Origin of the sequence: Rothia sp. HMSC071C12, assembly GCF_001813895.1 — a bacterium.
Taxonomy (GTDB): domain Bacteria; phylum Actinomycetota; class Actinomycetes; order Actinomycetales; family Micrococcaceae; genus Rothia; species Rothia mucilaginosa.
In genome coordinates this window covers 7,617-31,184 of record NZ_KV814378.1, presented here as the reverse complement: position 1 = coordinate 31,184, position 23,568 = coordinate 7,617, and the positions used below count along the sequence as shown (strand labels likewise).

The following is a 23,568-nucleotide window of genomic DNA, read 5'->3' as shown; positions in this document are numbered from 1 at the left end:
CTCGCCGCCTATACCGCGTAGACTTAAACCGCGCATTCACGCACCGACCCCCGCGTTATGGGGGAGATGGGTGTAGGATGCGCGGTTTGTCGTATGCGCGAGCCTGGGATGCCCCCGGTAGCCCCAGCAGCGGCAACCCCGCAGAAAGTCCAGTAGAAAGCCCAGTAGAGCGAGGAGAAAGTACCCATGGCAGAGCCTTCCAGCTACCGCCCCGCCCCCGGCGAAATCCCCACCGACCCGGGTGTTTACCGTTTCCGCGATGCCGACGGCCGCGTCATCTACGTGGGTAAGGCGAAGAACCTGCGCAACCGCCTCAACAACTATTTTGCGTCCCCGCAGACGCTGAGCCCGAAGACCTACGCGATGGTGCATACGGCGGCGAGCGTTGAGTGGACCGTGGTGGCGAGCGAGATGGAGTCCCTGCAGCTCGAATACACCTGGATTAAGGAGTTTTCGCCGCGATTCAACATTGCGTTCCGTGACGATAAGTCGTACCCGTACCTGGCGATTACCGTCAATGACGTGTACCCGCGCGCCATGGTGACCCGCGGTGAGCGCCGTAAGGGCGTGCGCTATTTTGGTCCGTATTCGCAGGCGTGGGCGATTCGTGAAACCCTGGATGCGCTGCTGCGCGTCTTCCCGGTGCGCACATGCACGAACGGCGTGTTTAACCGCGCGAAGAATAGCGGCCGCCCGTGCCTGCTCGGTTATATCGATAAGTGTGCGGCGCCGTGCGTGGGTAAGATTAGCGCCGAGGAGCATCGCGAGTTGGCGCGCGGGCTGACCCGGTTTATGGGTGGTGGCGCTGAGAAGCATATCGCCCAGTTGACCGCGGAAATGAAGGCCGCCGCAGCTGATATGGACTTTGAGCGTGCCGCGATTCTTCGTGACGATATTGCCGCGCTGACTAAGGCGTTTGAGCGTAACGCCGTGGTGCTTGGCGCGACCGTGGATGCCGACCTGTTCGCCTATGCTGAGGACGATCTGGAGGCATCCGTTCAGGTGTTCTTCGTGCGCGGCGGCAGGATCCGCGGCCAGCGCGGCTGGATCGTGGAGAAGGTCAACGACAGCACCGACGCGCAGCTCATCGAGCAGCTCATCGCGCAGGTGTACAGCGATATTGCGGCGAGCCTCGCCTCCCAAAAGGACGCCGAGAAGAGCCTGAACAGCTACGATATTCCGCGTTCCGTGCTCGTGCCGGTGGAGCCCGAGAATAAGGAGCAGCTGGCGTCCTGGCTGGCGGAGGTGCGCGGCGGCCCCGTGGAGATTAGCGTCCCGCAGCGCGGCGACAAGGCAGAACTCATGAAGACGGTTGCCGAGAATGCGCGCCAGTCGCTGACCCTGCACAAGAGCCGCCGTGCCGGTGATCTGACCACCCGCAGCGCATCCCTCGTGGAACTGCAGGAGGCGCTGGAACTGCCGGACCCGCTACTGCGCATCGAGTGCTACGACATTTCGCATGTGCAGGGCACGAACGTGGTTGCGTCCATGGTCGTCTTTGAGGACGGCATGCCCGCGAAGAACGCCTACCGCACCTACAGCATTACCGGCGACGCCGCGCGTGACGATACCGCCAGCATGTACGATGTCATTACGCGCCGCTTCAAGAGGCACCTGGCGCAGCAGGCGGAACGCGAAGCCGCGCCCGTGCACTCCGGCGAGATTGACGCCTCCACACCCGAGCCTGCGAAGTTCGCCTACCCGCCGAACCTGGTGCTCGTGGACGGCGGCCCGCCGCAGGTGGCTGCCGCCTCCGCCGCGCTGAGCGACCTGGGCATTACGGACGTGTACGTTGCCGGCATCGCCAAGCGCCTGGAGGAGCTGTGGCTACCGGACGACGACTACCCGGTCGTGCTACCGCGCACCTCGCAGGCGCTGTACCTGGTGCAGCGCATCCGCGATGAGGCGCACCGTTTCGCTATCACCTTCCATCGTTCCAAGCGCGGTAAGGCGATGGTCGCCTCCGCCCTGGATGAGGTGCCCGGTCTGGGTGAGGTGAAGCGTGCCGCGTTGATCAAGCATTTCGGGTCGGTGGCTCAGATTAAGCAGGCGAGTGCCGAGGAGCTGACGGCGGTGCCGGGTATTGGTCCGGCGCTGGCGGAAAAGATTCTGGCGGCGCTGACCTAATCCTCTGGCTGGCGCTGGCCTAAGTGCCTGCTGGCGCTGACCTAATCCTCTGGCTGGCGCTGGGTGAAGGCCCGCCCGGGGTGTGAACGTAGCACCCCGCCTCGTAATGGCGCTTAACAAACGTGTCATAATTGAAGGAAACCGTCATCATTACGAGCGCGCTATCTTCGCGCGCCCTCAACCAGTAGAGTGGAAACCGTGAGTAATAACCATCTGCGCCTATTCACCAGCGAGTCGGTGACTGAAGGCCACCCCGATAAGATTTGTGACCAGATTTCTGACGCCATCCTTGACGGCATCATCGCCCAGGATCCCGCAGCGAACGTTGCTGTGGAGACCATGGTGACCACCGGGCAGGTGCACGTTGCGGGTGAGGTGACCACCTCCAGCTACGTCGAAATCCCCTCCATCGTGCGCGAGACCATTCTGGGTATCGGCTACGATTCCTCTACCCGCGGCTTCGACGGTGAGTTCTGCGGCGTGTCCGTGTCCATTGGCGAGCAGTCCCCGGACATTAACGCCGGCGTGTACGAGTCCCTCGAGGTTCGTCAGGGCATCGCTGCTGACGAGTACGACCGCCAGGGTGCGGGCGACCAGGGCATCATGTTCGGTTACGCATCCAACGAGACCAACGTGCTGATGCCCGCCCCGATTTGGCTGGCGCACCGCCTCTCTGAGCGTCTGACCAAGGTCCGTAAGGACGGCCTGCTGACCGAGCTGCGCCCCGACGGCAAGACTCAGGTGACCCTCGGCTACGATTCGAACAACAACCCCGTCTCCGTGGACACCGTGGTTGTTTCGAGCCAGCACACCGCAAGCTACGACCTGGCTGACCTGCGTGCAGACATTGAGAAGCACGTTATTGCACCGGTTCTGGGTAGCGTCGACCTGGATTCCTCCAACGCTAAGTTCATTGTGAACCCCGCTGGCCGCTTCGTTCAGGGTGGCCCCGTGGGTGATGCGGGCCTGACCGGCCGCAAGATTATTGTGGACACCTACGGCGGTTCGGCTCGTCACGGTGGTGGCGCGTTCTCCGGTAAGGACCCGTCGAAGGTGGACCGTTCCGCAGCGTACGCAATGCGTTGGGTTGCGAAGAACATTGTGGGTGCCGGTCTTGCCGACCGCGCCGAGGTTCAGGTTGCGTACGCTATCGGCCAGGCAGCGCCGGTCGGTCTGTACGTTGAAACCTTCGGTACCGAGAAGGTCGACCCGATCAAGATTGAGAAGGCTGTGCGTGAGGTCTTCGACCTGCGCCCGCTGGCAATCATTAACGAACTGGATCTGCGCCGCCCGATTTACAAGAAGACCGCAGCTCACGGCCACTTCGGTCGTACCGAGCCGGAATTCACCTGGGAGCGTCTGAACCGCGTGGATGCACTGCGTTCGGCAGTGTCCTCCTCCTAATATCTGTCAGGGTAGAGGAGCACGCTGATTCGGGTGACTCAGAGCAGTTCTGAATCGAACTCTTCGGCACCGTTGGGTGCTCAGCAGGAATCCCTGCAACAGCTTGACCTGTTGCAGGGATTTCCTGCTCTTCGTGATGCCCTGATTCCGGCTACCCCGGAGCCGGTAAACGTTGCCGCCGAGTTGGAGGCGAGCGGCGTGCCGAACCCTGTGGCGCGTGTGCGCGTGGACAGCACCCTGCCGCAGGTGGACCGCACGTTTGATTACCGCGTGCCCGCCGAGCTGAGTGAGGATGCGGTGCCCGGCGCCCGCGTGCGCGTGCTGTTCAACGGCCACGAGCTGACCGGTTACATTGAGGAGCGCGCCGCCACGACTGATTGGACGCGCACCTCGCTGCTGCCGCTCAAGTCGGTGCTGTCGCGTGTGCCCTCTGTTGCGCCCGAAATTTTTGCGCTTGCCGAGGCGCTTGCTGACCGTTACGCCTCCACGGTGGCGAACGTGCTACGCCTGGCGGTGCCGCCGCGCATTGCCGCGCTGGATAAGAAGTACGCGCCTCTTCTGCCGGGGTACGAGTCGGCGTATTTGGGTGATTCTGCCCCGGTAAGCACTTCCGATGCTCCCGAGAACGCGGCTCCGGAGCACGCGGAATCTGAGCCTTCTACCGCCGCCGCTGCCTCCAGTGCCGCTGTCTCCAGCGCTACCGACCCGTACGCGTGGCTTGCCACCCCCGGCGCGCCCGCACCCTTCGTGCTGGACCCGCCGGCGCTGAACCCGGACGCGCCGGATGCCGCCTCCGTCTTCTCTGATTACGAGAACGGCGCGGAGTTCATTGAAGATGTTGCTGCCGGTGCTGCGACTCGCGCCGTGATGACGGTTCTTCCCGGCCACCTGGAGCACACGTGGGCGGATGTTTTGGCGACCGCACTCGCGGCTGCTGCTACCAGTGGTCGCGGCGCTATTGCGGTGGTTCCGACCGCTAAGAACCTGGATCTTCTGGAGGCGGCGCTCGCCGAGCGTCTACCGGCTGACGCGTTTGTGCGTTTGAGTTCTGATTCGACTCCGCATACTCGCTATCACGGTTTTGTGAAGGCGCGTTTGGGGCAGGTTCCGGTGGTGATTGGTACCCGCGCGGCGGCATACGCGCCGGTGGCGAACCTGGGCCTGGTGGTGTGCTGGGATGACGGCGATTCTTCGCTGGTGGAGCAGCGCGCCCCGTATTGTCATGCCCGTGATGTGTTGCTTCTGCGTGCTTCTGCTGAAAATACTGCGGCGCTGTTTGCCGGGTTCAGCATGAGTAGTGAGGCGGCGCGTCTGGTGCGTACCCGTTGGGCGTCTCATGTGCGTGCGCCGCGTGCGTTGGTGCGTGATTATTCGCCGCGTATTTTTTCGACGGGTTCGGAGTTTGAGTTGGCGCGTGACCCGTTAGCGGCGATGGCGCGTATTCCGCACCTGGCGTTTGAGCATGCTCGTCGGGCGTTGGCGCGTGGTCCTGTGTTGGTGCAGGTGGCGCGTAGCGGTTATATTCCGTCGTTTTCGTGTGAGCGTTGCCGCATGCCGGCGCGTTGTGGCGAGTGTAGTGGGCCTTTGTCGGTGGCTTCGGGTTCGTCGGTTCCGTCGTGTTCGTGGTGCGGTCATTTGGCGCAGCAGTGGCGTTGTTCTGAGTGTGGTTTTACGCATTGGCGTTATTCGGCGGCGGGTGCGACTCGTACTGCTGAGGAGCTGGGTCGTGCGTTCCCGAATGTTCCGGTGATTTCTTCGGCGGGTGATCATGTGCGGGCGTCGGTTGGTCCTGAGCCTGCGTTGGTGGTGGCGACTCCGGGTGCTGAGCCGGTGGCTTTTGGCGGCTATGCGGCGGCGCTTCTTCTGGATGCCGATAAGATGCTTCGTTTTGATTCGTTGCGTGCTCCGGAGGCGGCGTTGCGTCGCTGGTTGAATGCGGCGGCGTTGGTTCGTCCGGCGGCTCTTGAGGGTACGGTGGTGACGACTGCTTCGCCGTCGCCGGTGGAGCAGGCGCTGGTGCGTTGGGATCCGGCGTGGTTTGCTCGTCAGGAGCTGGAGGAGCGCGCTCAGACGGGTCTGCCGCCGGCGGTTCGTACGGCTGCGGTGACCGGTGCGGAGGTGGATGTTCGCGCCTTTATGGAGGAGTTCTTGGAATCTTCTGCGTTGCTGGAGCGGGTGCGTGAGCAGTTGCGTATTGTGGGTCCGGTTCCTCTGGATCAGGGGTATTTTGCCTGGTCGGAGTCTCTTGAGGAGGATTCTGAGGAGGCGCCGGTTCAGGGCGATTGGCGTACCCTGATGTTTTTCTCGTATGGCATTGCGCAGCAGGTGACCCGTGAGTTGCGTGCTACGCGTGCCACGATTGCGGCGTTGAAGAAGAACGTGGGGGAGCGGCCGGTTCAGATTCGCTGTGACGGCCTGGACGTGCTGTGATTTTCTAGTCGTGCTGTAGTGTTCTAGTGAGGGGCGGTTTTTTGCCCCGGGTTGGGCGTTGAGCACGCGGGTTTGCAGGCGCGCTGTGCGCAGAGGCGAGGAGGTGAGAGGCGTGTCGAAGGTGCCTCATCTGCTGAAGGGTAGTGCGCTGCCTGATGGTGAGCAGCGGCGGCTGGCTGAGTATGCTTCTGCGCATCCGAAGAGTGCTCTGCACCGCAAGGGACAGCACCATGATGCGGCGGTGCTGCTGCTGGTTCACGGTATCGGCTACCAGAATCACGGCGAGACGCTCGCGTATTTTGGCAAGCCGGTGGCGCATAGTGTGCAGACTCTGCTGGCGCTGAACACGGATTCTGTCGCGCTCTCCGAAGAGAACCCCGCCGCGGAGGATTCTGCGCGGGTTCGTGTTGAGGTGATTCCTGACGGCGATACCCTCCCGCTTGCCGCCGAGGTGAACCCGCTGAGCCACCACAGCGAGTTGACGTATTCGTTGACGATTGAACGCACGGAGTACCCTGCTGACCCGGTTGAGGAAAGCCCGCAGGTTGAAGAGAATTCCGTGCAGGAAGAACCCGCCGAAGCCTCCGGGCCCAAAGAATCTACAAGAATCAGTCTGCCGAAAATTGAACTTCCGAAGGTGGAGCTGCCCAAAGTGGAGTTACCCAAGGTAGAGCTACCCAAGGTAGAGCTGCCCAAGGTGGAACTTCCCAAGGTGGAGCTCCCTAAGATTGAGCTGCCGAAAATTGAGCTTCCCAAGGTAGAACTCCCGAACATCGATTTCCCGAACATCGAGCTACCTAATCTTGAGCTTCCGCGCCTGCCTCAGCCGAAGCCTCGCCCGGTTCGCACGGTCACTCGACGCAGCCTCCTCTTTCAGGAGGGCTTCTGGCGACCCCGGCATTATCGCCCGTTGAAGGAGCATTTGCCCTGGTTGGCGTCGATTTTGCCACTGTTTTTGATGTTTTGGTTCTACTATGAGCGCCCCGGCGCGACCTGGCGTGAGCGTGCCGGGCACCTGCTGCGTTCTACGGCGCGGTTTGTGAACGTGGCGCTGTGGCTGGTGCTGGCGGCAATGGCTGTGATGACTTTCCGTGATGCTTTTGTGGCGTCCCTGGGTACTCCGCAGGGTGCGTTTACGGGTCTTGCGGCGGTGCTCGGTCTGGGTATTGTGGGCTGGATTTTGGCTCGTCGCACCCGTGAGCTGTGGGCGCTGGTGAAGGCTATTCCGACGCAGCTGATTCAGACGGCGACCAGCCCGGAGTCGCGCGATTTGGAGCGTATTTATGCGCGTCTGGATCGTCAGCTGGACGATTTGAGTTCCCGTAGTGATGCGGTGGGTATTATTGCTCATTCGCAGGGCGGCTACCTGGGGTATGAGTTGTTGCGTCGTCGTGCGGCAGCGGGTAAGAAACCGATTCGTTTCTTCTACGGTCTGGGTAGTGGTGTGGTGCCGATTAGCATTATCGCTAGTGACCGTAACGACATTCCGGCGCCCCTGGATGTTGCGGGCGGCTACCGTAACCGCGCGATGCTGCTGTGGGTGAGTGCGGTTGCGGCGTTCTCTTGGCTGGCGGAGGTTGCCCTGCTGTTTAGCCCGTACCGTTCGCTGCTACATCATGCGATGCTTGTGCCGCTGGCGCTGAGCGTGGTGCCGCTGGTGGCGAGCGTGCCGGGCACCTTCAAGGGTAGGGCGCGTATTGTCCGCAAGAGCGCCCGAGAAAATGGCTCAAACACCTCCGCGAAGTCCCCGGCGGATGTGCGCTTGGTGAACCCGTACGGCACGCGCGCCTACGTGAAGTGGCTGATTCCACTGCTGTTCGTGCACGGCGTTTTCATGCTGTACGCGGTGTTCATGCTGGCGTTGGCGAAGCTACGTTTTGCCGGTGCTGTGCCTGAGTTGACCTCCGCCTCGGTGGCGTTTTGGGGTGCGTTGATTCTGGTGCTCATGATGTCTGTGCGTAGCGCCTGCCACCTGTATGTGCGCGCCTACGCGCCGATGTTGCAGGGCCTTGACGTGGCTGACCGGTGCGAGATTTCCGCTCGTGGAGACAGTATCGGCAGGTCGAATATTACCCAGCCCGCCGGCGTGGACGTCAGCTTCGTGACCCTGCCGGGCCCATCGGTGAATAGCCACATGCAGTATTTTGATGCGTGCTCGCCGGTGCCGTTGATGCTTTCGCACCGCCTGATTCCGCACATGATGCCGGCAGGGGAGCAGGCGCAGAAGGCGGCGGCTTTCACGGATATTGGCGCGGAGCTGAACCGTGGTTTTGCGCGGGTGAAGAAGCTGATGCGCACCACGCATTACGGGCTGTATGCGGTGCTTCTGCTGATGCTGTCGGTGCTGCTGAATGTGGCGTCGCCGATGAGCCTGTCCGCATTGACTGGGCTTGATACGTCGCGCCTGCATTCGGAGGGCTTCGACCGTCTGGTGGCGGACGCTCAGCAGTTGCGTGAGCAGGCGGGTTCTTCGGATCTGCTGCTGTGGGTTCTGATCGGCATTTTTGTGGTGGAGGCGCTGCTGATGATGGTGCTTTCGCCGTGGACTCAGAGGCGTTTGCAGCGTGCGTTCATGATGCGCAAGGTGGACCGCACGGGCCGACTGAGCGAGTTCAACTCGTTACCGATGGTGACGGCTCTTCTGGGCCTTGATGATGCCGAGGATGATGACGAAGAAGCTGCAGCGAGCACAGTCCAGACTAGTGCACCTCAGACTAGTGCAGAGCAGGCGCGCGCAGCCCAGCCCAGTACGGCACAGACCAGTACTGCACCGGCGAACGGGGTATAGATTAGTCCCGCCCGCTGGGGGCGCACCTCCAGTATTTCGTGCACCCTGTGCATTTAGTGGTCGATGGCAGCCCTAGATGCTCCTAATTGGCGTAGTTGCCGTATCCACGGTAAAATATTCAGCACTGCGGATACTATTTCGGCGCTTGTCGAGAGGGTATCAGCGGTATCTATCACTCAACTTCGCGCATGCCTCACAACCGTGCGCACCAACGAAAGATGAATACTGGTGACTCAGACTATGATCACCCCCGCATACGAACCTGCATGCGGCGGGTCTGCTTCTGTACACAATTACGGCGTCATGCACCCGGACCCCGTTTTGCTTGCCGATATGACCGTTGCGGAACGAGGAGCTGTTTACCGCTACCTGGCTCGTTTCGCGGAGCTGGATGACGCAAAGATTTTCTACGCGTACGGTCACGCCTACGAGCTGGCTCGTAAGGACGCTGAACGCGGTCTCTACGCAACTATGGCGTAGCCTGCATAATTAGCTTTTGAAATGCTGCTGCACTCTTTACGAGCGCGGCAGCATTTCTGCTTTCCGGACTGGTTTCCGGGCTGAGTTTCGGACGGGTTTAGCTCGGCTGGGAACGGGTGACTATACGCCTTTATGAAGCCCCTGATTTCTTCCTGACAACCGGGTATGTGTCCACTATGGGGGCGTGCCCTGATGGTTCTTGAACATTGGTTAGCTCTTGGGTACTTTAGAGGTATCACAACCACTTCTGCGAAGAGACTTCCGGTGTTCTCCGTAGGTTCTTTTCGCGGTGTTGCCTCCGGTTGCGTCTGCATTGTTGCGGCGCTCCACTAAGAAACGCCCTAGTGAAAGGTACTCACCGATGAGTTTCACCAATATCACCTCTGATTACGAGCCCGAGTTCGGCAATTCGGCACCGAGCCGCGACAACGGTATTACCCACCCGGACCCTGTGCTGCTGTCCTCGATGACGAAGGCTCAGCGTGGCGCGGTGTGCCGTTACCTGGCTCGTTTTGCTGAGCTGGATGATGCGAAGATTTTCTACGCGTATGGTCATGCGGATGAGCTGGCTGCGAAGGAAGCGGCGCGCGGCGCGTACGTGTAAGGATTCCTGCTCCGGTGTGATGCGGTGAGGCTGCACCTTCCGGATGCGCCCTCAGGGTGCCCGAGCTCTGCGAGGGCGGGTTCCCTGCGTAGGCGCGGAGGAAGTGTGTAGCGAACCACCGCTGTGAACCGTTGCCGCAAGCGCCACCCGACAACCATAAACCAAATACGAGAATGCCGCCGCACCCTCCCGAGAACCGGGGGAGTGTAGCGGCATTTCTGTTTGTGTTGCAGTGGCAGAGCTGGTTCTTTTCGGTCTTTAAACGTGTGTTGATAAGGGGCTATGCCCTTGTGTGAATATAATAAGTGAGGCTGACCATAGGAGGTCAGCGCCATGGTATGACGACACGTGTACATCTAGTTTCAAGGAGGAAGACTATGACAGAAGAGTTGTCACAGGATTCATCAAGGCCCCAGGAGACATCGAAAGATTCGGGTGTTAGTTCTGAGGGGCGATTGTCTAACCCGACTGGGGAAAATGCAGTATTGCAGAGTAGCCAAAAATCTCCGACGGTAACTAAACAAAACAATCAGAATAATAAAAAATATGACTTGGGCGTCCTTTTCGTACATGGAATTGGTGGCCAGAAAAAAGGTGAAACATTTAAAGCGATATATCCATCAATCAGAGATGAATTTAATTCTAATGGGCTTTTTAAATATAAAGAACTTTCTAAACTCTCAGATGAATCAGTTGAAGTAACTGGTGAAATATCTGATGGAAATGCGATTAAGAATATAATTTTCCGAGAGTCAAACTGGAATAAAAAATACTCAAATCCAGCAAGACTAAAAGGTAAAAGAACGCGTTTAGCTAAGGTGAAAGAATGGGTTTTAAATGCCATAAACTGCTTTTTTCTACTTCTGTATTTTTGTGGGATGAGAATTGTCTCATCTAGGATTCACAATATTATATTCTCTTTGAGTGCCGTTTTCCTATTCTTGTTTTTGGGGGATAAATTAATTTTTATTTTTTCAAATTTTCAAAAATTTACCTCAGAAGACAGGTTTGCCCTTTATTTTAGTGCAGCACTATTGTTTGCGCCAATATTTCTATTTTTTACTGTATGGTCAAAATGGGATAAATGGTTTGAGTGCAAAAAATGGGTTTTAATTTTCGCGTTTATATTTATTCTTCTGGTATTTATGATGCGCGATATGGAAATCTTATGGAAGGTAATTGCATGGGTGTCAATCGTAATCCTAGGTATAATTGTTTCACTCATTATTCTTTTTCCTTTCATGGAGTGGGAAAGAATTAAGCCTCTGGTTACGCAAATGTGGGAACAGGTTAACGATTCAGCTGATTATATTAGGACAGGGTCTGAATTTAAATATTTACAGGCTGTGGAGTTAGGCGTTAAAGACTTAATGAAGGAGAGCGATAGAGTTATTGTTGTTGCTCATTCTATGGGTGAATATCTTACGTATAAATCTCTTAAGCGGACCGTCGCAAATATGGACTGCGAGGAAGTCCAGCTTATTGGGGTTGGTGGAGGTCTTGGGCTCGTCTCTCTCATGGGTTCTCTTAGAGCAAGCGATAGAAAAGGAGAGTACTCGATTGCAAAGTCAATATTTCTTTCCTTTGGAGCGGCATTTCAGGTATTTATTATTTGGGGTGGATTCACTATATCTGTTCTAGGTCTAGTGCTTGACCTTTACAGGTCTCTACCTCTGCTTGCTGGAAGTAAAACACTTGATTCTTATATTGAGTTAAATATTCGAAATCCTTATATTCCATTTGAAACACCGAGTTGGGTTTTTAATATAATTTTTCATGGTGTATTTTTTATTATATTTCTTGCTGCTGGATTTTTCATAGAGAAAATTATTAGCATTGATGTTATTGGTGATAGTAGGCTAAAATTCTTTAAATACTCTCATTTTTTGGACCCGGTAGGAAATTCTGCTGGATTTTACTATGGAAACATGGCAGATAAGTCAATTACTCCTAATAGCTCGTTTGCTCATTCGATTCGGAGCTATTTTACGGCTGGTGAAATTGGCGCAAAGTCTATGGCTCGGCATGTATCAAAGTATATCTATATGAGGAGGAGGGTTGTTCAACATATATTATCAACTGCATACGAGAACCCTGATATTCTGCAGAAAAAAACTCATTCCTTAAAAGATGTGATAATTGAGGTTGTTTCTTGGTTGATTGCTATGCTCGTCACCGTACTTTCTGGCAACATGGATCTAAAACTATTTCTTGCGTTCTTGCCGCTGGTTGCAATATATAATTATCTAATTCTGAGAATATTTTTATGGATTAGGGTGGTTGCTGAAACTACTCGAGATTCATTCCAGAATCCCAGAAATACGGGGCGTGTGTGGGATGTGCTCTTTTGGTTGGTGGTATGTATATTAATATTTTTCATGATAGATATTGTAGTTCTTTCAGCTATTGATACTATATTGTCGGTTGGTGTTAAGTGATTTCGGAATGGGAGTCTTTAATTTTCGTTTTATGAAATTTTCCAATCATTAAAGCACGACTAGTAGGAATGCCGCCGCACCCTCCCGAGTTTCGGGGGAGTGCGGCGGCATTCCTGTATCTAGCGCCGTAATTTAGCGCCGCGCTACATAAGCCGCGCAAGCCCTAGAAACCGCGCAGGCCCTAGAGCCCGCGCACGACCTCCAGCAGCTTGAGCGCCGAGTCGCGCCAGGAGTAACGGCGCACATCCGACAGGCCGTCAATAATCACGCGCTCACGAACGGCGGTGTCCTCCAGGGAACGGATCGCCTTGACCCAGTCGGCGGCGTGCGCCTCCGGAGCACCGTCCACCGGCGCGAACACGGCGTGCGGCGCAATCTCACGGAAAATCGGGATGTCACTAATCACCGCCGGGCAACCGGCAGCCTGAGCCTCGACCACGGGCAGGCCGTAACCCTCCTCGCGGGAGGCGGTCACCAGGGCGTGCGCCTGGCGGAGCAACTGCTGGTACTCCTCGTCGCTCACGCCGTTGTGCACCTCCACGTTCTCACTGATGAGGCGTTCGTCGGTGAGCTGCACCAGGCGCTGCGGCGGCATCTTCGACAGCAGGTGCAGGCGGTAATCCGGCAGGGAACGCATCGCCAGCAGCAGGGTTTCCACGTTCTTGTACGGCATGAACGAGCCCATGTACACCAGGTGCTTGACGGGTTGCTCTTCGCGGGTGGTGGCGCGTTCCAGCGCGGTCTGGCGGGATACGACGCTGCCGGGCTGCGGGGCGTTGGGCACCACGAATAGCGGCTTGGTGGTCAGCTCGTGCTCACGAATCAGTGAGGCGGTCGACTCAGAAACAGTCACGACCGCGTCGCCGTGGTTGAGCAGGAAGCGCTGCGGGGTGTAGGTCTTGTGGAAGAGTCGCCAACCCACGCGCACCGGCGCGGGCAGGAACCCGGGCGGGGTCGGGTGCGAGTAGTAGATCAGGTCGTGCAAGGTGAGAATCAGTTTGAACTTGCGTCCGGTGGAGCCGATGGTCTGCATGGGGGAGAACACCACGTCCGGCGCATACTTATTCAGCTGCAGCGAGGCGGTCGGTTCGAGCGGGCCGGTGGGCGAGCAGATTTTCACGTGCGGCAGGTCGGGCAGCATGTCCAGCTGACGCTCGTCGCTAATGATCATGGTCAGGTCGAGGTCGGCGGCGGCTTCGTCACCGGTGTCGATGAGGGTCTTGAGCGCGCCCAGTAGGGAGGCGGTGTAGCGGCTGATGCCGTCGTGGAATCCGATACGGGTGTATCGGGCGTCAACCATGAGTTTCATGTTGGTTCCTTACTTCTCGTTCCCTTAATGGTCGGCGGCGAAATCGGCAATGAGTTCCGCGGCGCGGCGAGGGGTTTCGTAGTGGATGAGGTGCCCGACTTCGGGAATCATGTCCAGGCGCTCGCGGGCGTTGGACGAAGAAGCGGGCAGGTTACGGGAGGTGAGCGTCGCGTACATGGCGCGAGCTGTTTCGGGGGTGCCCAGGTCGTCGTCTTCGGCGACGAGCATCTGCACCGGCACCCGGATGGCGGCGGCGTATTCGGCGGCGGTGTGCGTAATGGACGCCTCGTAGGCGCTGAGCACTCCGCGGCGCGAGCCGAAGGAGCCGAAGTAAGCGGCGTGCTGACCGTTGATGAAGCGTCGCATTGCCTTGTCTTTGGTGCGCATCATGACTTCGCTGGAGGCGCGGGTAATCAGCTGCGAGCGCAGTAGCGGGTAGCCGATTTTTTCGGGTAGTGCCGCGCCGGCACGGTAGTAGAGCGAGGCAAGACGCGAGGCGACGCGCTGGCTGCCTTCGAGGGCGGGTTCGCTAATCGGGTTGATGAGCGAGAGGAGCGCGAGCGAGTTCGGGTGTGCGGCGGCGAAGGCGCTGGTGACGATGGAGCCGAAGGAGTGGCCGACCACGTGCAGCGGCAGACGCTGTGCATCCTCGCGGGCGGGGTTGATGTGTTCCACGAAGTCGTTCAGCCACGCCACGTACGCGTTGATATTGTCTTCGCCCTGGGTGTTTTTGCCCTGGGTGTTTTCGGGTAAGTCTGCGGAGCGGCCGAAGCCGGGCAGGTCGGGGCTGATAATGCTGACGTTCGGGATGAGTTTCAGCAGGTAGTTCGCGATGATTTCGAGGCCGTGGTGGTCGCCGCGGAAGCCGTGCACGAGTAGCACGGGGTAGGAGCCTTCGGGAAAGACACCGTCGTTCATGCCTTTGCCGTACTGCCAGTAGCGGGTCATGACCGCCTGCGCGCCGTCACCGATGAGGGCGTCGTGGCGGGTGCCGGGAATGAGCGGGCCGGGTACACCCTCAAGAATTGAGGTGTTGGGGGAGTCCGGGGTAACGGTGGAGGTCATGGGTACCTTTCGCGGGTTGGGTACTGGGACGGCAAAGTCCCGTTCTTAATTCTAGGGGAGAAGCCTGAAAGGGCTCTGAAACCCGCTTCCCGCATCGACAACCGGACGGGTGGTGCCGTCCATTTGGTAGTCGGGGCGGCCTCAACTCTGGCGCGGTGCGGGTTTCGCGTTACACTTGGAGGGTTAAGTTTTTATCAACCTGTCTTTATTTAAGGAATCGCTGTGTCTGCTCAGGTAGAGACCGAACGCAACGAAAATGCGTACGACTTCCGCGCTATGGAAGCCAAGTGGCGCCCCTACTGGGACGAAACGAAGGTTTTCCAGCCCACCGGTGACGCCCCCAAGGGCCGCAAGTATGTGCTGGATATGTTCCCGTACCCCTCCGGTGACCTTCACATGGGTCACGCGGAGGCATTCGCTATTGGTGACATGAACGCCCGCTACTTCAAGCAGTGCGGCTACGATGTTCTGCACCCGATTGGCTGGGACTCCTTCGGTCTGCCCGCTGAGAACGCAGCCATTAAGAACGACACTCACCCCAAGGAGTGGACGTACAAGAACATTGAGACTCAGGCTGAGTCCTTCAAGCGTTACGCTATTGCCGCTGATTGGAGCCGCCGCCTGCACACCTCGGACCCCGAGTACTACAAGTGGACTCAGTGGCTGTTCGAGCAGTTCTACAAGAAGGGCCTGGCGTACCGTAAGGACTCCATGGTCAACTGGTGCCCCAAGGACCAGACCGTGCTCGCGAACGAGCAGGTTGTCAACGGTGCGTGTGAGCGTTGCGGTACTACCGTGACTAAGAAGTCGCTGAACCAGTGGTACTTCAAGATCACTGATTACGCACAGCAGCTGCTGGACGACATGGAGCAGCTGGAGGGCAAGTGGCCCGACCGTGTTCTGCTCATGCAGCGCAACTGGATTGGTCGCTCCGAGGGTGCTGAGGTGCGCTTCGAGATTGAGGCGACCGAGGATCAGCCTGCTGAGTCCTTCACCGTGTTCACCACCCGCCCGGACACCCTGTACGGCGCAACCTTCATCGTGGTTGCTGCGGATGCGGCGTTCGCCGAGCAGATTGTGGCGCCCGAGCACAAGGCTGCCCTGGAGCAGTACCGCGAAGACATTAAGGCACTGAGCGATATTGACCGCCAGTCCTCCGACCGCGAGAAGACCGGCGTGTTCACCGGCCGCTACGCGATTAACCCGCTGACCGGCGCGAAGCTGCCCGTCTGGGCTTCTGACTACGTGCTCGCTGACTACGGTACCGGCGCGATTATGGCTGTGCCCGCGCACGACCAGCGTGACCTTGAGTTCGCCCTGAAGTTCGACCTGCCCATCGTGAAGGTCCTGGACGTTGAGGGTGCTGAGGACCCGGCTACCAGCGGTGTTGCCGCAGCTGGTGACGGCGTGCTCATCAACTCTGGTGAGCTGACCGGCCTGCCGAAGGCTGAGGCGCTCGCTAAGGCTATTGATCTGGTTGAGGCTGCCGGCACCGGTGAGGGTAAGGTCATTTACCGTCTGCGTGACTGGCTGCTGTCTCGCCAGCGTTTCTGGGGTACCCCCATCCCCGTGATTCACTGTGAGGATTGTGGCGAGGTTCTGGTTCCTGAGGATCAGCTGCCGGTGCTGCTGCCCGATAACCTGCGCGGTGAGCAGCTGGCTCCTAAGGGTCAGTCGCCTCTTGCCGCTGCCGATGACTGGGCGATTGTGCCTTGCCCCGAGTGTGGCAAGCAGGCTCGCCGTGACTCGGACACCATGGACACCTTCGTGGATTCCTCCTGGTACTTCCTGCGTTACGTTTCCCCGAACTACGACAAGGCTCCTTTCGACCCGCAGGCTATGAGCGAGTGGGGTGCCGTCGACATGTACGTTGGCGGTGTGGAGCACGCTATTCTGCACCTGCTGTACGCACGCTTCTTCACCAAGGTTGTTCGCGACCTGGGCCTGATCAAGCACGATGAGCCGTTCAAGGCGCTCATGAACCAGGGTCAGGTGCTCAACGGCGGTAAGGCGATGTCCAAGTCGCTGGGTAACGGCGTGAACCTGGGCGAGCAGCTCGACAAGTTCGGTGTGGACGCTATCCGCACCACCATGATTTTCGCGTCCCCGCCCGAGGATGACGTGGACTGGGCGGATGTTTCCCCGGCTGGTTCGCAGAAGTTCCTGGCTCGCGCATGGCGTGTGGCTCAGGACGTCACCAGCGAACCCGGCGTTGACGCAACCACCGGTGACCTGGAGCTGCAGAAGCTGATTGCTCGCACTGTGCACGAGGTTCAGGGCCTGCTGGATAACGGTAAGTTCAACGTGGTTGTTGCTAAGACCATGGAGCTTGTGAACGCTACCCGTAAGGCTATTGACTCCGGTGCTGGTGCGGCTGACCCGGCTGTGCGTAAGGCTGCTGAGACTGTCGCTATTCTGCTGTCTCTGTACGCACCGTACACCGCTGAGGACATGTGGCACGCTCTCGGCCACGACACCCCGGTTCTGACCGCGGGCTTCCCCGAGGTTGACCCGGCTCTGCTGGTGGATGACACCGTCACCGCTATCGTGCAGATTAAGGGCAAGGTCAAGGCTCGCCTGGAGGTTGCGAAGGATATTTCCGAGCAGGAGCTTCAGGAACTGGCTCTGGCGGATGCCGCTGTTCAGCGTTCGATTGGTGACGCCGAGATCCGTAAGGTGATTGTGCGTGCGCCTAAGCTCGTGAACATCGTGATCTAAGCTTTTTAGATAAAGGAAGTTTCTTAGATAAAGTACAAGCCCCGCTGTGGCTTCGGTTCGTTCTACGGAACGTGCCGGAGGCGCTGCGGGGCTTTGCTGTACTGCGGTAGTGATGAGTGCCATAATGTTCAGGGAACGCTAGGAGAGGGTTCGTCATCGAATCACGCACTGACGAACCGGAAGAAGGGCCGGAATATGGAGCGAGAGAACAAAGCAGAGAACCGCATTGCCGTGGTAACCGATAGCGCCGCCGCCCTCGACCCGGAGCTCGTGCAGCGCCTGAGCGCTCGCGGTAATTTTGTGCTCGTTCCGATGCCGGTGACTATTCGCACGCCCGGTTCACCGGATCGTCAGCTGCAGGATTTGACCGCCGCCGAGGTGGATGAGGCGATTATGCTTGCACACGTGATGGGTCAGACGGTGAGCACTTCCGGGCCCGCGCCGGGCGTGTTTGCTGATGTGTATGACGAGTTGGCGTCGCGAGGTTTTACGCATGTGGTATCGGTGCATCTGTCCGGTGAGCTCTCGGGCACGGTGGAGGCGGCACGCACCGGTGCCCGCCTGAGCCGCCTGGGTTCTAAGGGCGTGAGCGTGGTGGATAGCCGCACGGTCGCCGGTGCCTACGGTCATGCGGTGGTGCGCGCCCTGGAGGTGCTGAACTCTGCTTCCTCTGATTTTGTTCCGAGCCCTGACTACCCGAGCTCTGACTACCCGACTGTGGCGCAGCTGGTGGACTACATTCAGTCCGTCTGCGAGCAGTCCACGCTCTACTTCTATATCCCGACCCTGGATGCGTTGCGCCGAGGTGGCCGTGTTTCCCCGGCGTTGGCGATGGTGGGTCAGATGTTCCAGATTAAGCCGATTGGCACGATTACCGAGGGCAAGCTGGCGTATGTGGAGCGCCCCCGCACTGCGGCGCGCGCCCTGGAGCGCCTGGTGGAGGTGACCGTGCAAACCTGCCGTGAGCATCAGCATGCGGCGGCGCTCAGCTCTGCTTCCGTGGGCTCTACTGCCACCGACCCCGCCAGTTCTTCGCTTGCCGCATCCCCGCGCGGTGAGGTGGTTGCGGTGCATCATGTTGGTAATGCGGCGCAGGCGGTGCAGCTGTACGAGCAGGTTCAGCAGATGCTGGGGGAGAGCTCCCTAGTTCATGATGCCGCCGCTTCTTCGGCGCCGGAGTTTTTGGTGAGTGCGCTGCCGCCGGTGCTGTCGGCTCATTCGGGGCTGGGTGCTGTGGCACTGGTCGTTTATTAGGATCGTGTACTAGTCGCCTATCCAGCGTGCCCGTGCTGAGTGCTCGTGCGGTGTTCTTGTGTGGCGTTCTCGTATGATGCGCCGCGGGCGACACGAAACACGACACGAAAACTGTGTGCCGGGAGCATATTTAACCCGTTTTGAGGCTGTGGTGTGTCTTACGTTGGGCTCGTCTGTTTTCGCGTGAGAAATTGCACTGCGTGCGAGCGCATGGGGCGTCATTGAAACCCATTCGCAGGTGAAAGGGTATTTTTTACCCTCAGATTTTGCCTTGATATGGCGCGGTTTTTAGTAAATGTGCGTTTCATGTGTGTTTATGTTGCCGTGACCGTATCGCAACATTTTCTAAGCATGAACACAACGCAAACCAACAGAAAACAACGGGTTTTTGCCGGTTTTTATGGCGCAACTCACAAAAATTTCTCGATATAACACACCAAAACACACACAAACTAGGGTAGGATTATTACCAACAACGGCGGAACGCACCGGGCAACATAGAGCACGGACAAATCCGACTAAACCAGAGCCCACAAGGCATCGGATTTGTACACCGCCACCAACGCACTGACAAGGAGATACTCCAGTGACTGTACGCGTAGCAATCAACGGCTTCGGCCGCATCGGCCGCACCTTCTTCCGCGCAGCTCAGACCGAGGGCGTCGGCTTCGAGATCGTCGCAATCAACGACCTCACCGATGTTGAGACCCTGGCACACCTGCTCAAGTACGACTCCATCATGGGTCGCTTCAACGCAGAGGTTGAGGTCAAGGAAGGCGCGCTGGTTGTTGACGGCAAGGAAATCAAGATCCTCGCTGAGCGTGACCCCCAGAACCTCCCCTGGAAGGACCTGGGCGTTGACGTAGTCCTCGAGTCCACCGGTTTCTTCACCGAAGGCAGCAAGGCAAAGGCACACATCGAGGCTGGCGCTAAGAAGGTTATCCTCTCCGCTCCCGGTAAGAACATCGACGGCACCTTCGTCATGGGTGTGAACGACGACCAGTACGATGCAGCTAACCACCACATCGTCTCCAACGCATCCTGCACCACCAACTGCCTCGCTCCGATGGCTAAGGTCCTGAACGACGCATTCGGCATCAAGCAGGGTCTGATGACCACCATCCACGCATACACCGCTGACCAGCGTCTGCAGGATGCTCCCCACCGCGACCTGCGCCGTGCACGCGCAGCAGCTGTGAACATGGTCCCCACCTCCACCGGTGCAGCAGCAGCTGTTGGCCTGGTTCTGCCCGAGCTGAAGGGTAAGCTGGACGGCTTCGCAGTCCGCGTTCCCACCATCACCGGCTCCATCACCGACCTGACCTTCACCGCTGAGCGCGAGGTCACCGTTGAGGAAGTCAACGCAGCAGTCAAGGCAGCAGCTGAGGGCCCCATGAAGGGCATCATCAAGTACAACGAGGATCCCATCGTGTCCAAGGACATCGAGGGTGAGCCCATCTCCACCGTCTTCGACGCACCGCTGACCAAGGTCATCGGCGACCAGGTGAAGGTTATCGCTTGGTACGACAACGAGTACGGCTACGTTGCACGCCTCGTGATGTTCACCAACAAGGTTGTGGCATCCCTCTAAGCCCCAATAGGCTTGCGACGCTCATCAAGTGTAAGCGTCACCCCGCGTAACTAACGCATAGTGAACCCCGGCACCACCGCATCAAGCGGGGGAGTCGGGGTTTGCTGTACCAAGACCCTGTGTAAGGGTCTTAATAAAACCCCAAAAACGTATAAACATACTATTTTCCGTCGCCCTTTTTGGGTCAAAAATACCGTAAGAAAATAGCTGATAGAGAGTGTGAATATCCGCGATATTCTGCGGAGAAACACCATCTAAAAACTATTTACTAGGCTGTCATTCACCCTAATGTTCGGTATGATGGAAACGGTATATAAACCCACCTATCCAGGAGGAATTCCTATGGCTAAGGCACTGTCCGAACTGCTCGAAGAAGGCGTCGCAGGCCGCCACGTTCTCGTCCGTTCCGACCTGAACGTACCCCTGAAGGACGGCGTTGTCACCGACGATGGCCGCGTCCGCGCATCCCTGCCCGTCATTGAGAAGCTCGCCAAGGCTGGCGCACGCGTTATCGTGACCGCACACCTGGGCCGCCCCAAGGGCAAGGTTGACCCCCAGTACTCCATCGCACCGGCAGCTGCACGCCTGGCTGAGCTGGCATCCGTGCCCGTGAAGGTTGCAACCGACCTGGTAGGCGAGGACGCAAAGGCTAAGGCAGCAGCCCTGGCTGACGGCGAAGTTCTGGTCGTTGAGAACGTCCGCTACGACGCACGCGAGACCTCCAAGGATGACGCAGAGCGCGGCGAGTTCGCTGACGAGCTGGTCGCACTGACCGGCGAGAACGGCGCATACGTGAACGACGCATTCGGCGCAGTTCACCGCAAGCACGCTTCCGTCTACGACGTTGCTAAGCGTCTGCCCGCATACCTGGGTGACCTGGTGAAGAAGGAAGTTGACGTTCTGGCTAAGACCCTGAACGACCCCGAGCGTCCCTTCGTTGTGGTCATGGGTGGCGCTAAGGTTTCCGATAAGCTCGCCGTGATTGACAACCTGATCGGTAAGGCTGACACCATCCTCATTGGTGGCGGCATGGGCTACACCTTCGCATACGCACAGGGCTACGAGGTTGGTCAGTCGCTGCTGGAGAAGGACCAGGTCGAGAACGTTCTGCGTTACCTGAAGGAAGCTCCCGAGAAGGGCACCGAGATCATCACCGCAGTTGACGTTGTTTGGTCTGACGCATTCTCCGCTGACGCTAACACCGAGATCCGCCCCATTGAGGATCTGACCGGCGGTAAGCTTGGTGCAGAGGCTGAGGGTCTGGACATTGGCCCCAAGACCCGCGAAATCTTCGCTGAGAAGATCAAGGGCGCAAAGACCATCTTCTGGAACGGCCCCGTTGGCGTGTTCGAGATTGCTCCCTTCGCTGAGGGTACCCGCGCGGTGGCACAGGCTATCGTCGACTCTGACGCATTCTCCATCATTGGTGGTGGCGACTCTGCTTCTGCAGTCCGTAACCTGGGCTTCAAGGATGAGCAGTTCGGCCACATCTCCACCGGTGGTGGCGCTTCCCTCGAGTACATTGAGGGTAAGACCCTGCCCGGCCTGGAGGCACTGGGCGCCTAATCTGGGTGCACAGATTTAGTACACGGTTTTAGTGTAAGGAACCCCCGCTGGGGCGGTATTTTGGTACCGTTCCGGCGGGGGTTTCTGCATGCCCGGCTGATCTTTCGTGGGCGGGGTAGCGCACGCTGTTTCCTGGCTATATGCTGTGGATTCCCTAGATGTGCGGCCTGTATCCGGGAGGGACAGAGGCGGCTTTACTAGACTGGAAATATAGAGGTTCCCGGCGCTCACCGGGCGGTACCCATACGGTTACCGCGGGGGAGCGAAGCAGGGAGCGCACGCACCTCCACAGGCAAACAAATACAAGCAAGCGAATACAGGCGGGCGAAGAAGCCCAGCGATTGAGCTTAGCCGCCCGCGAGTAGCCCAGAACCACCTCGGCAGCTCGTGAAAACGGTAACTCATAAATATGGAATCCAAGGAGGGAAAGAATGACCGTAAACGCTCAAATGCTCTTTGACGAAAAAGACTACACCGGAACATACCCGTACGTTGCCGATGGCGTGATCGGGCCCTACACACCCGCAAACCGGGACCACCCCGCCTACTCGGCACCCGCCCCGGGCGTGAGGTACACGCCGAATGCTTACAAGGTGTCAAACCTGCGCCCCTACCTGGGCTACTACTACGCCTGCCAAAACTACATGATTCTCGCCTCCGAACCGGCAGTTCTGAGGATCGACAATATCAGCGAAGAAATGTTCTTCCCCGCCATTCAGGACCTCTACGAAGAGGGTAAAGGCTGGGTCATCACGCCTGCCTCTAAGGTTCTGACCATGAACCTTCTGGAAGGGCAGCCGCGCCTCATCGACGAGACGCTAAAAATTGTGGAATGGAACGTGCGGTTCGATATTCTTCCCGAAGTTCAGGTGTACCGCAAAGACACAAACCAGGTGTACCCCATCACCGACTTTGATACGCGCGGCCTGATCCGAGACGGTGCAATACACGGGACTCTACGCACACAATTCACGAATGAGTGGAGGCCCGTCCAATTCATCCCAGAAAATAGTTTGAGCTAGGGGAGGGGAGAGCAACATGACGAATAACTTTGGTGGACCCGGATACGGCGGACCCGGATACAACGAGCAACGAGCGCTCATGAGGTCTATGATTTCTCGCGCCAAGTTTATACGAGCTGGCGTGTTCGCCGGCGCCGCCCTCGTCGCGATAGCGTTTGGCTGGGGCACTCAACTGCTCAACGGGACAGGCTCGGAGTCCCAGGCCGATAAGAAGCGTGACCAGGAATTTGTGCGCCTGGAACCCACGGAGAAGTACGATGAGCTCCGTACCTTGGGACCTTCCTCCGGGCCTCTCGTCTATACGGCGTTTGAGCGTAAGGGGCGCTTCATTCCTGCCACCGAGGTGCAGGCGGCGCAGAACGTGCCGTACCCTATTCAGCAACCCGGAATGGATAACTACGACCGCGCCGGCTTGTACGCGTTCTTGGCGTACTTCTTTGCGTCGATGAATTACTTCTACCACACGGGCGATACTGAGCCTCTTTCCAAGGTCACGGACCCCGAAAAGGTGCTGCACCCCGAAATTCTTCGCCTGTACAGGGAGAAGCGCGGATGGATTATCTCGGCTGATAAGAATGTGCTGAGCGCCAATGTTGCTGATGATCTTATTGCGGGTGAAAAGGCTAAAAATACGAGCCGAAATATTCTGGTGAGCACCCTGTACACGACTAAGGCTAAGGACCTTGCGTTTTATGTTAAGGAGACGGGGGAGAAGCAGGATATTCGCAAATATTTGAAGTATCTGGGGCGTTTCTCGCTGGCTGTGGAGCAT

Annotated in this window: 15 protein-coding genes; 13 read left to right on the top strand and 2 right to left on the bottom strand. The window is 58.1% G+C overall.

Features of this window, described 5'->3' with window-relative positions; genetic code table 11:
- The first annotated feature begins 186 nt into the window (after window positions 1–186).
- From uvrC to HMPREF2942_RS07900, 7 genes are all read left to right on the top strand, one after another.
- Window positions 187–2,127: an excinuclease ABC subunit UvrC gene (uvrC, locus tag HMPREF2942_RS07930; RefSeq protein ID WP_070688811.1), complete on the top strand. Its 1,941-nt coding sequence runs from the start codon at window positions 187–189 to the stop codon at window positions 2,125–2,127.
- A 198-nt stretch (window positions 2,128–2,325) separates the two neighbouring features.
- Window positions 2,326–3,531, top strand: a complete 1,206-nt coding sequence (gene metK, locus HMPREF2942_RS07925; RefSeq protein ID WP_049341317.1) for a methionine adenosyltransferase — start codon at window positions 2,326–2,328, stop codon at window positions 3,529–3,531.
- A gap of 33 nt (window positions 3,532–3,564) precedes the next feature.
- Window positions 3,565–5,961: a primosomal protein N' family DNA-binding protein gene (locus HMPREF2942_RS07920; protein WP_070688810.1), complete on the top strand. Its 2,397-nt coding sequence runs from the start codon at window positions 3,565–3,567 to the stop codon at window positions 5,959–5,961.
- A 112-nt stretch (window positions 5,962–6,073) separates the two neighbouring features.
- A complete protein-coding gene (locus HMPREF2942_RS07915) occupies window positions 6,074–8,749 on the top strand; it encodes an aconitase (RefSeq protein WP_246824405.1) in 2,676 nt (891 codons plus the stop codon).
- 228 nt (window positions 8,750–8,977) lie between these two features.
- The gene (locus tag HMPREF2942_RS07910) at window positions 8,978–9,229 is read left to right on the top strand and encodes a DNA mismatch repair protein (RefSeq protein WP_070688809.1); all 252 of its coding nucleotides are present in this window, start codon (window positions 8,978–8,980) and stop codon (window positions 9,227–9,229) included.
- 361 nt (window positions 9,230–9,590) lie between these two features.
- Window positions 9,591–9,833 carry a DNA mismatch repair protein gene (locus HMPREF2942_RS07905; RefSeq protein WP_070688808.1) on the top strand — a complete coding sequence of 81 codons (243 nt, stop codon included), beginning with the start codon at window positions 9,591–9,593 and terminating at the stop codon, window positions 9,831–9,833.
- Window positions 9,834–10,210: 377 nt separating this feature from the next.
- Window positions 10,211–12,271 carry a hypothetical protein gene (locus tag HMPREF2942_RS07900; RefSeq protein ID WP_141755602.1) on the top strand — a complete coding sequence of 687 codons (2,061 nt, stop codon included), beginning with the start codon at window positions 10,211–10,213 and terminating at the stop codon, window positions 12,269–12,271.
- Between the two features lie 181 nt (window positions 12,272–12,452).
- On the opposite strand, the gene HMPREF2942_RS07895 is transcribed toward HMPREF2942_RS07900, so the two are convergent.
- Together HMPREF2942_RS07895 and HMPREF2942_RS07890 are read right to left on the bottom strand one after the other, a co-directional pair.
- Window positions 12,453–13,580: a glycosyltransferase family 4 protein gene (locus tag HMPREF2942_RS07895; protein ID WP_070688806.1), complete on the bottom strand. Its 1,128-nt coding sequence runs from the start codon at window positions 13,578–13,580 to the stop codon at window positions 12,453–12,455.
- 24 nt (window positions 13,581–13,604) lie between these two features.
- Entirely contained in the window at window positions 13,605–14,645 is a 1,041-nt protein-coding gene (locus HMPREF2942_RS07890; RefSeq protein ID WP_070688805.1) for an alpha/beta fold hydrolase, read from the bottom strand.
- A gap of 276 nt (window positions 14,646–14,921) precedes the next feature.
- On the opposite strand from HMPREF2942_RS07890, the gene leuS reads away from it, so the two are divergent.
- The 6 genes from leuS to HMPREF2942_RS07860 form a co-directional block, all read left to right on the top strand.
- Window positions 14,922–17,363, top strand: coding sequence for a leucine--tRNA ligase (gene leuS / locus HMPREF2942_RS07885; RefSeq protein WP_210399429.1), 2,442 nt, complete (start codon window positions 14,922–14,924; stop codon window positions 17,361–17,363).
- A 195-nt stretch (window positions 17,364–17,558) separates the two neighbouring features.
- Window positions 17,559–18,617, top strand: a complete 1,059-nt coding sequence (locus HMPREF2942_RS07880) for a DegV family protein (RefSeq protein WP_049345392.1) — start codon at window positions 17,559–17,561, stop codon at window positions 18,615–18,617.
- A 586-nt stretch (window positions 18,618–19,203) separates the two neighbouring features.
- Window positions 19,204–20,208: a type I glyceraldehyde-3-phosphate dehydrogenase gene (gene gap / locus HMPREF2942_RS07875; RefSeq protein ID WP_005506148.1), complete on the top strand. Its 1,005-nt coding sequence runs from the start codon at window positions 19,204–19,206 to the stop codon at window positions 20,206–20,208.
- A gap of 342 nt (window positions 20,209–20,550) precedes the next feature.
- Window positions 20,551–21,774 carry a phosphoglycerate kinase gene (gene pgk, locus HMPREF2942_RS07870; protein ID WP_044150479.1) on the top strand — a complete coding sequence of 408 codons (1,224 nt, stop codon included), beginning with the start codon at window positions 20,551–20,553 and terminating at the stop codon, window positions 21,772–21,774.
- 431 nt (window positions 21,775–22,205) lie between these two features.
- On the top strand, window positions 22,206–22,796 hold the full coding sequence (locus tag HMPREF2942_RS07865) for a DUF6318 family protein (protein ID WP_070666679.1): 591 nt from the start codon (window positions 22,206–22,208) through the stop codon (window positions 22,794–22,796).
- Window positions 22,797–22,812: 16 nt separating this feature from the next.
- Window positions 22,813–23,568 (top strand): DUF6318 family protein (locus HMPREF2942_RS07860; protein ID WP_070688803.1); only part of this gene is annotated, 756 nt, incomplete at its 3' end.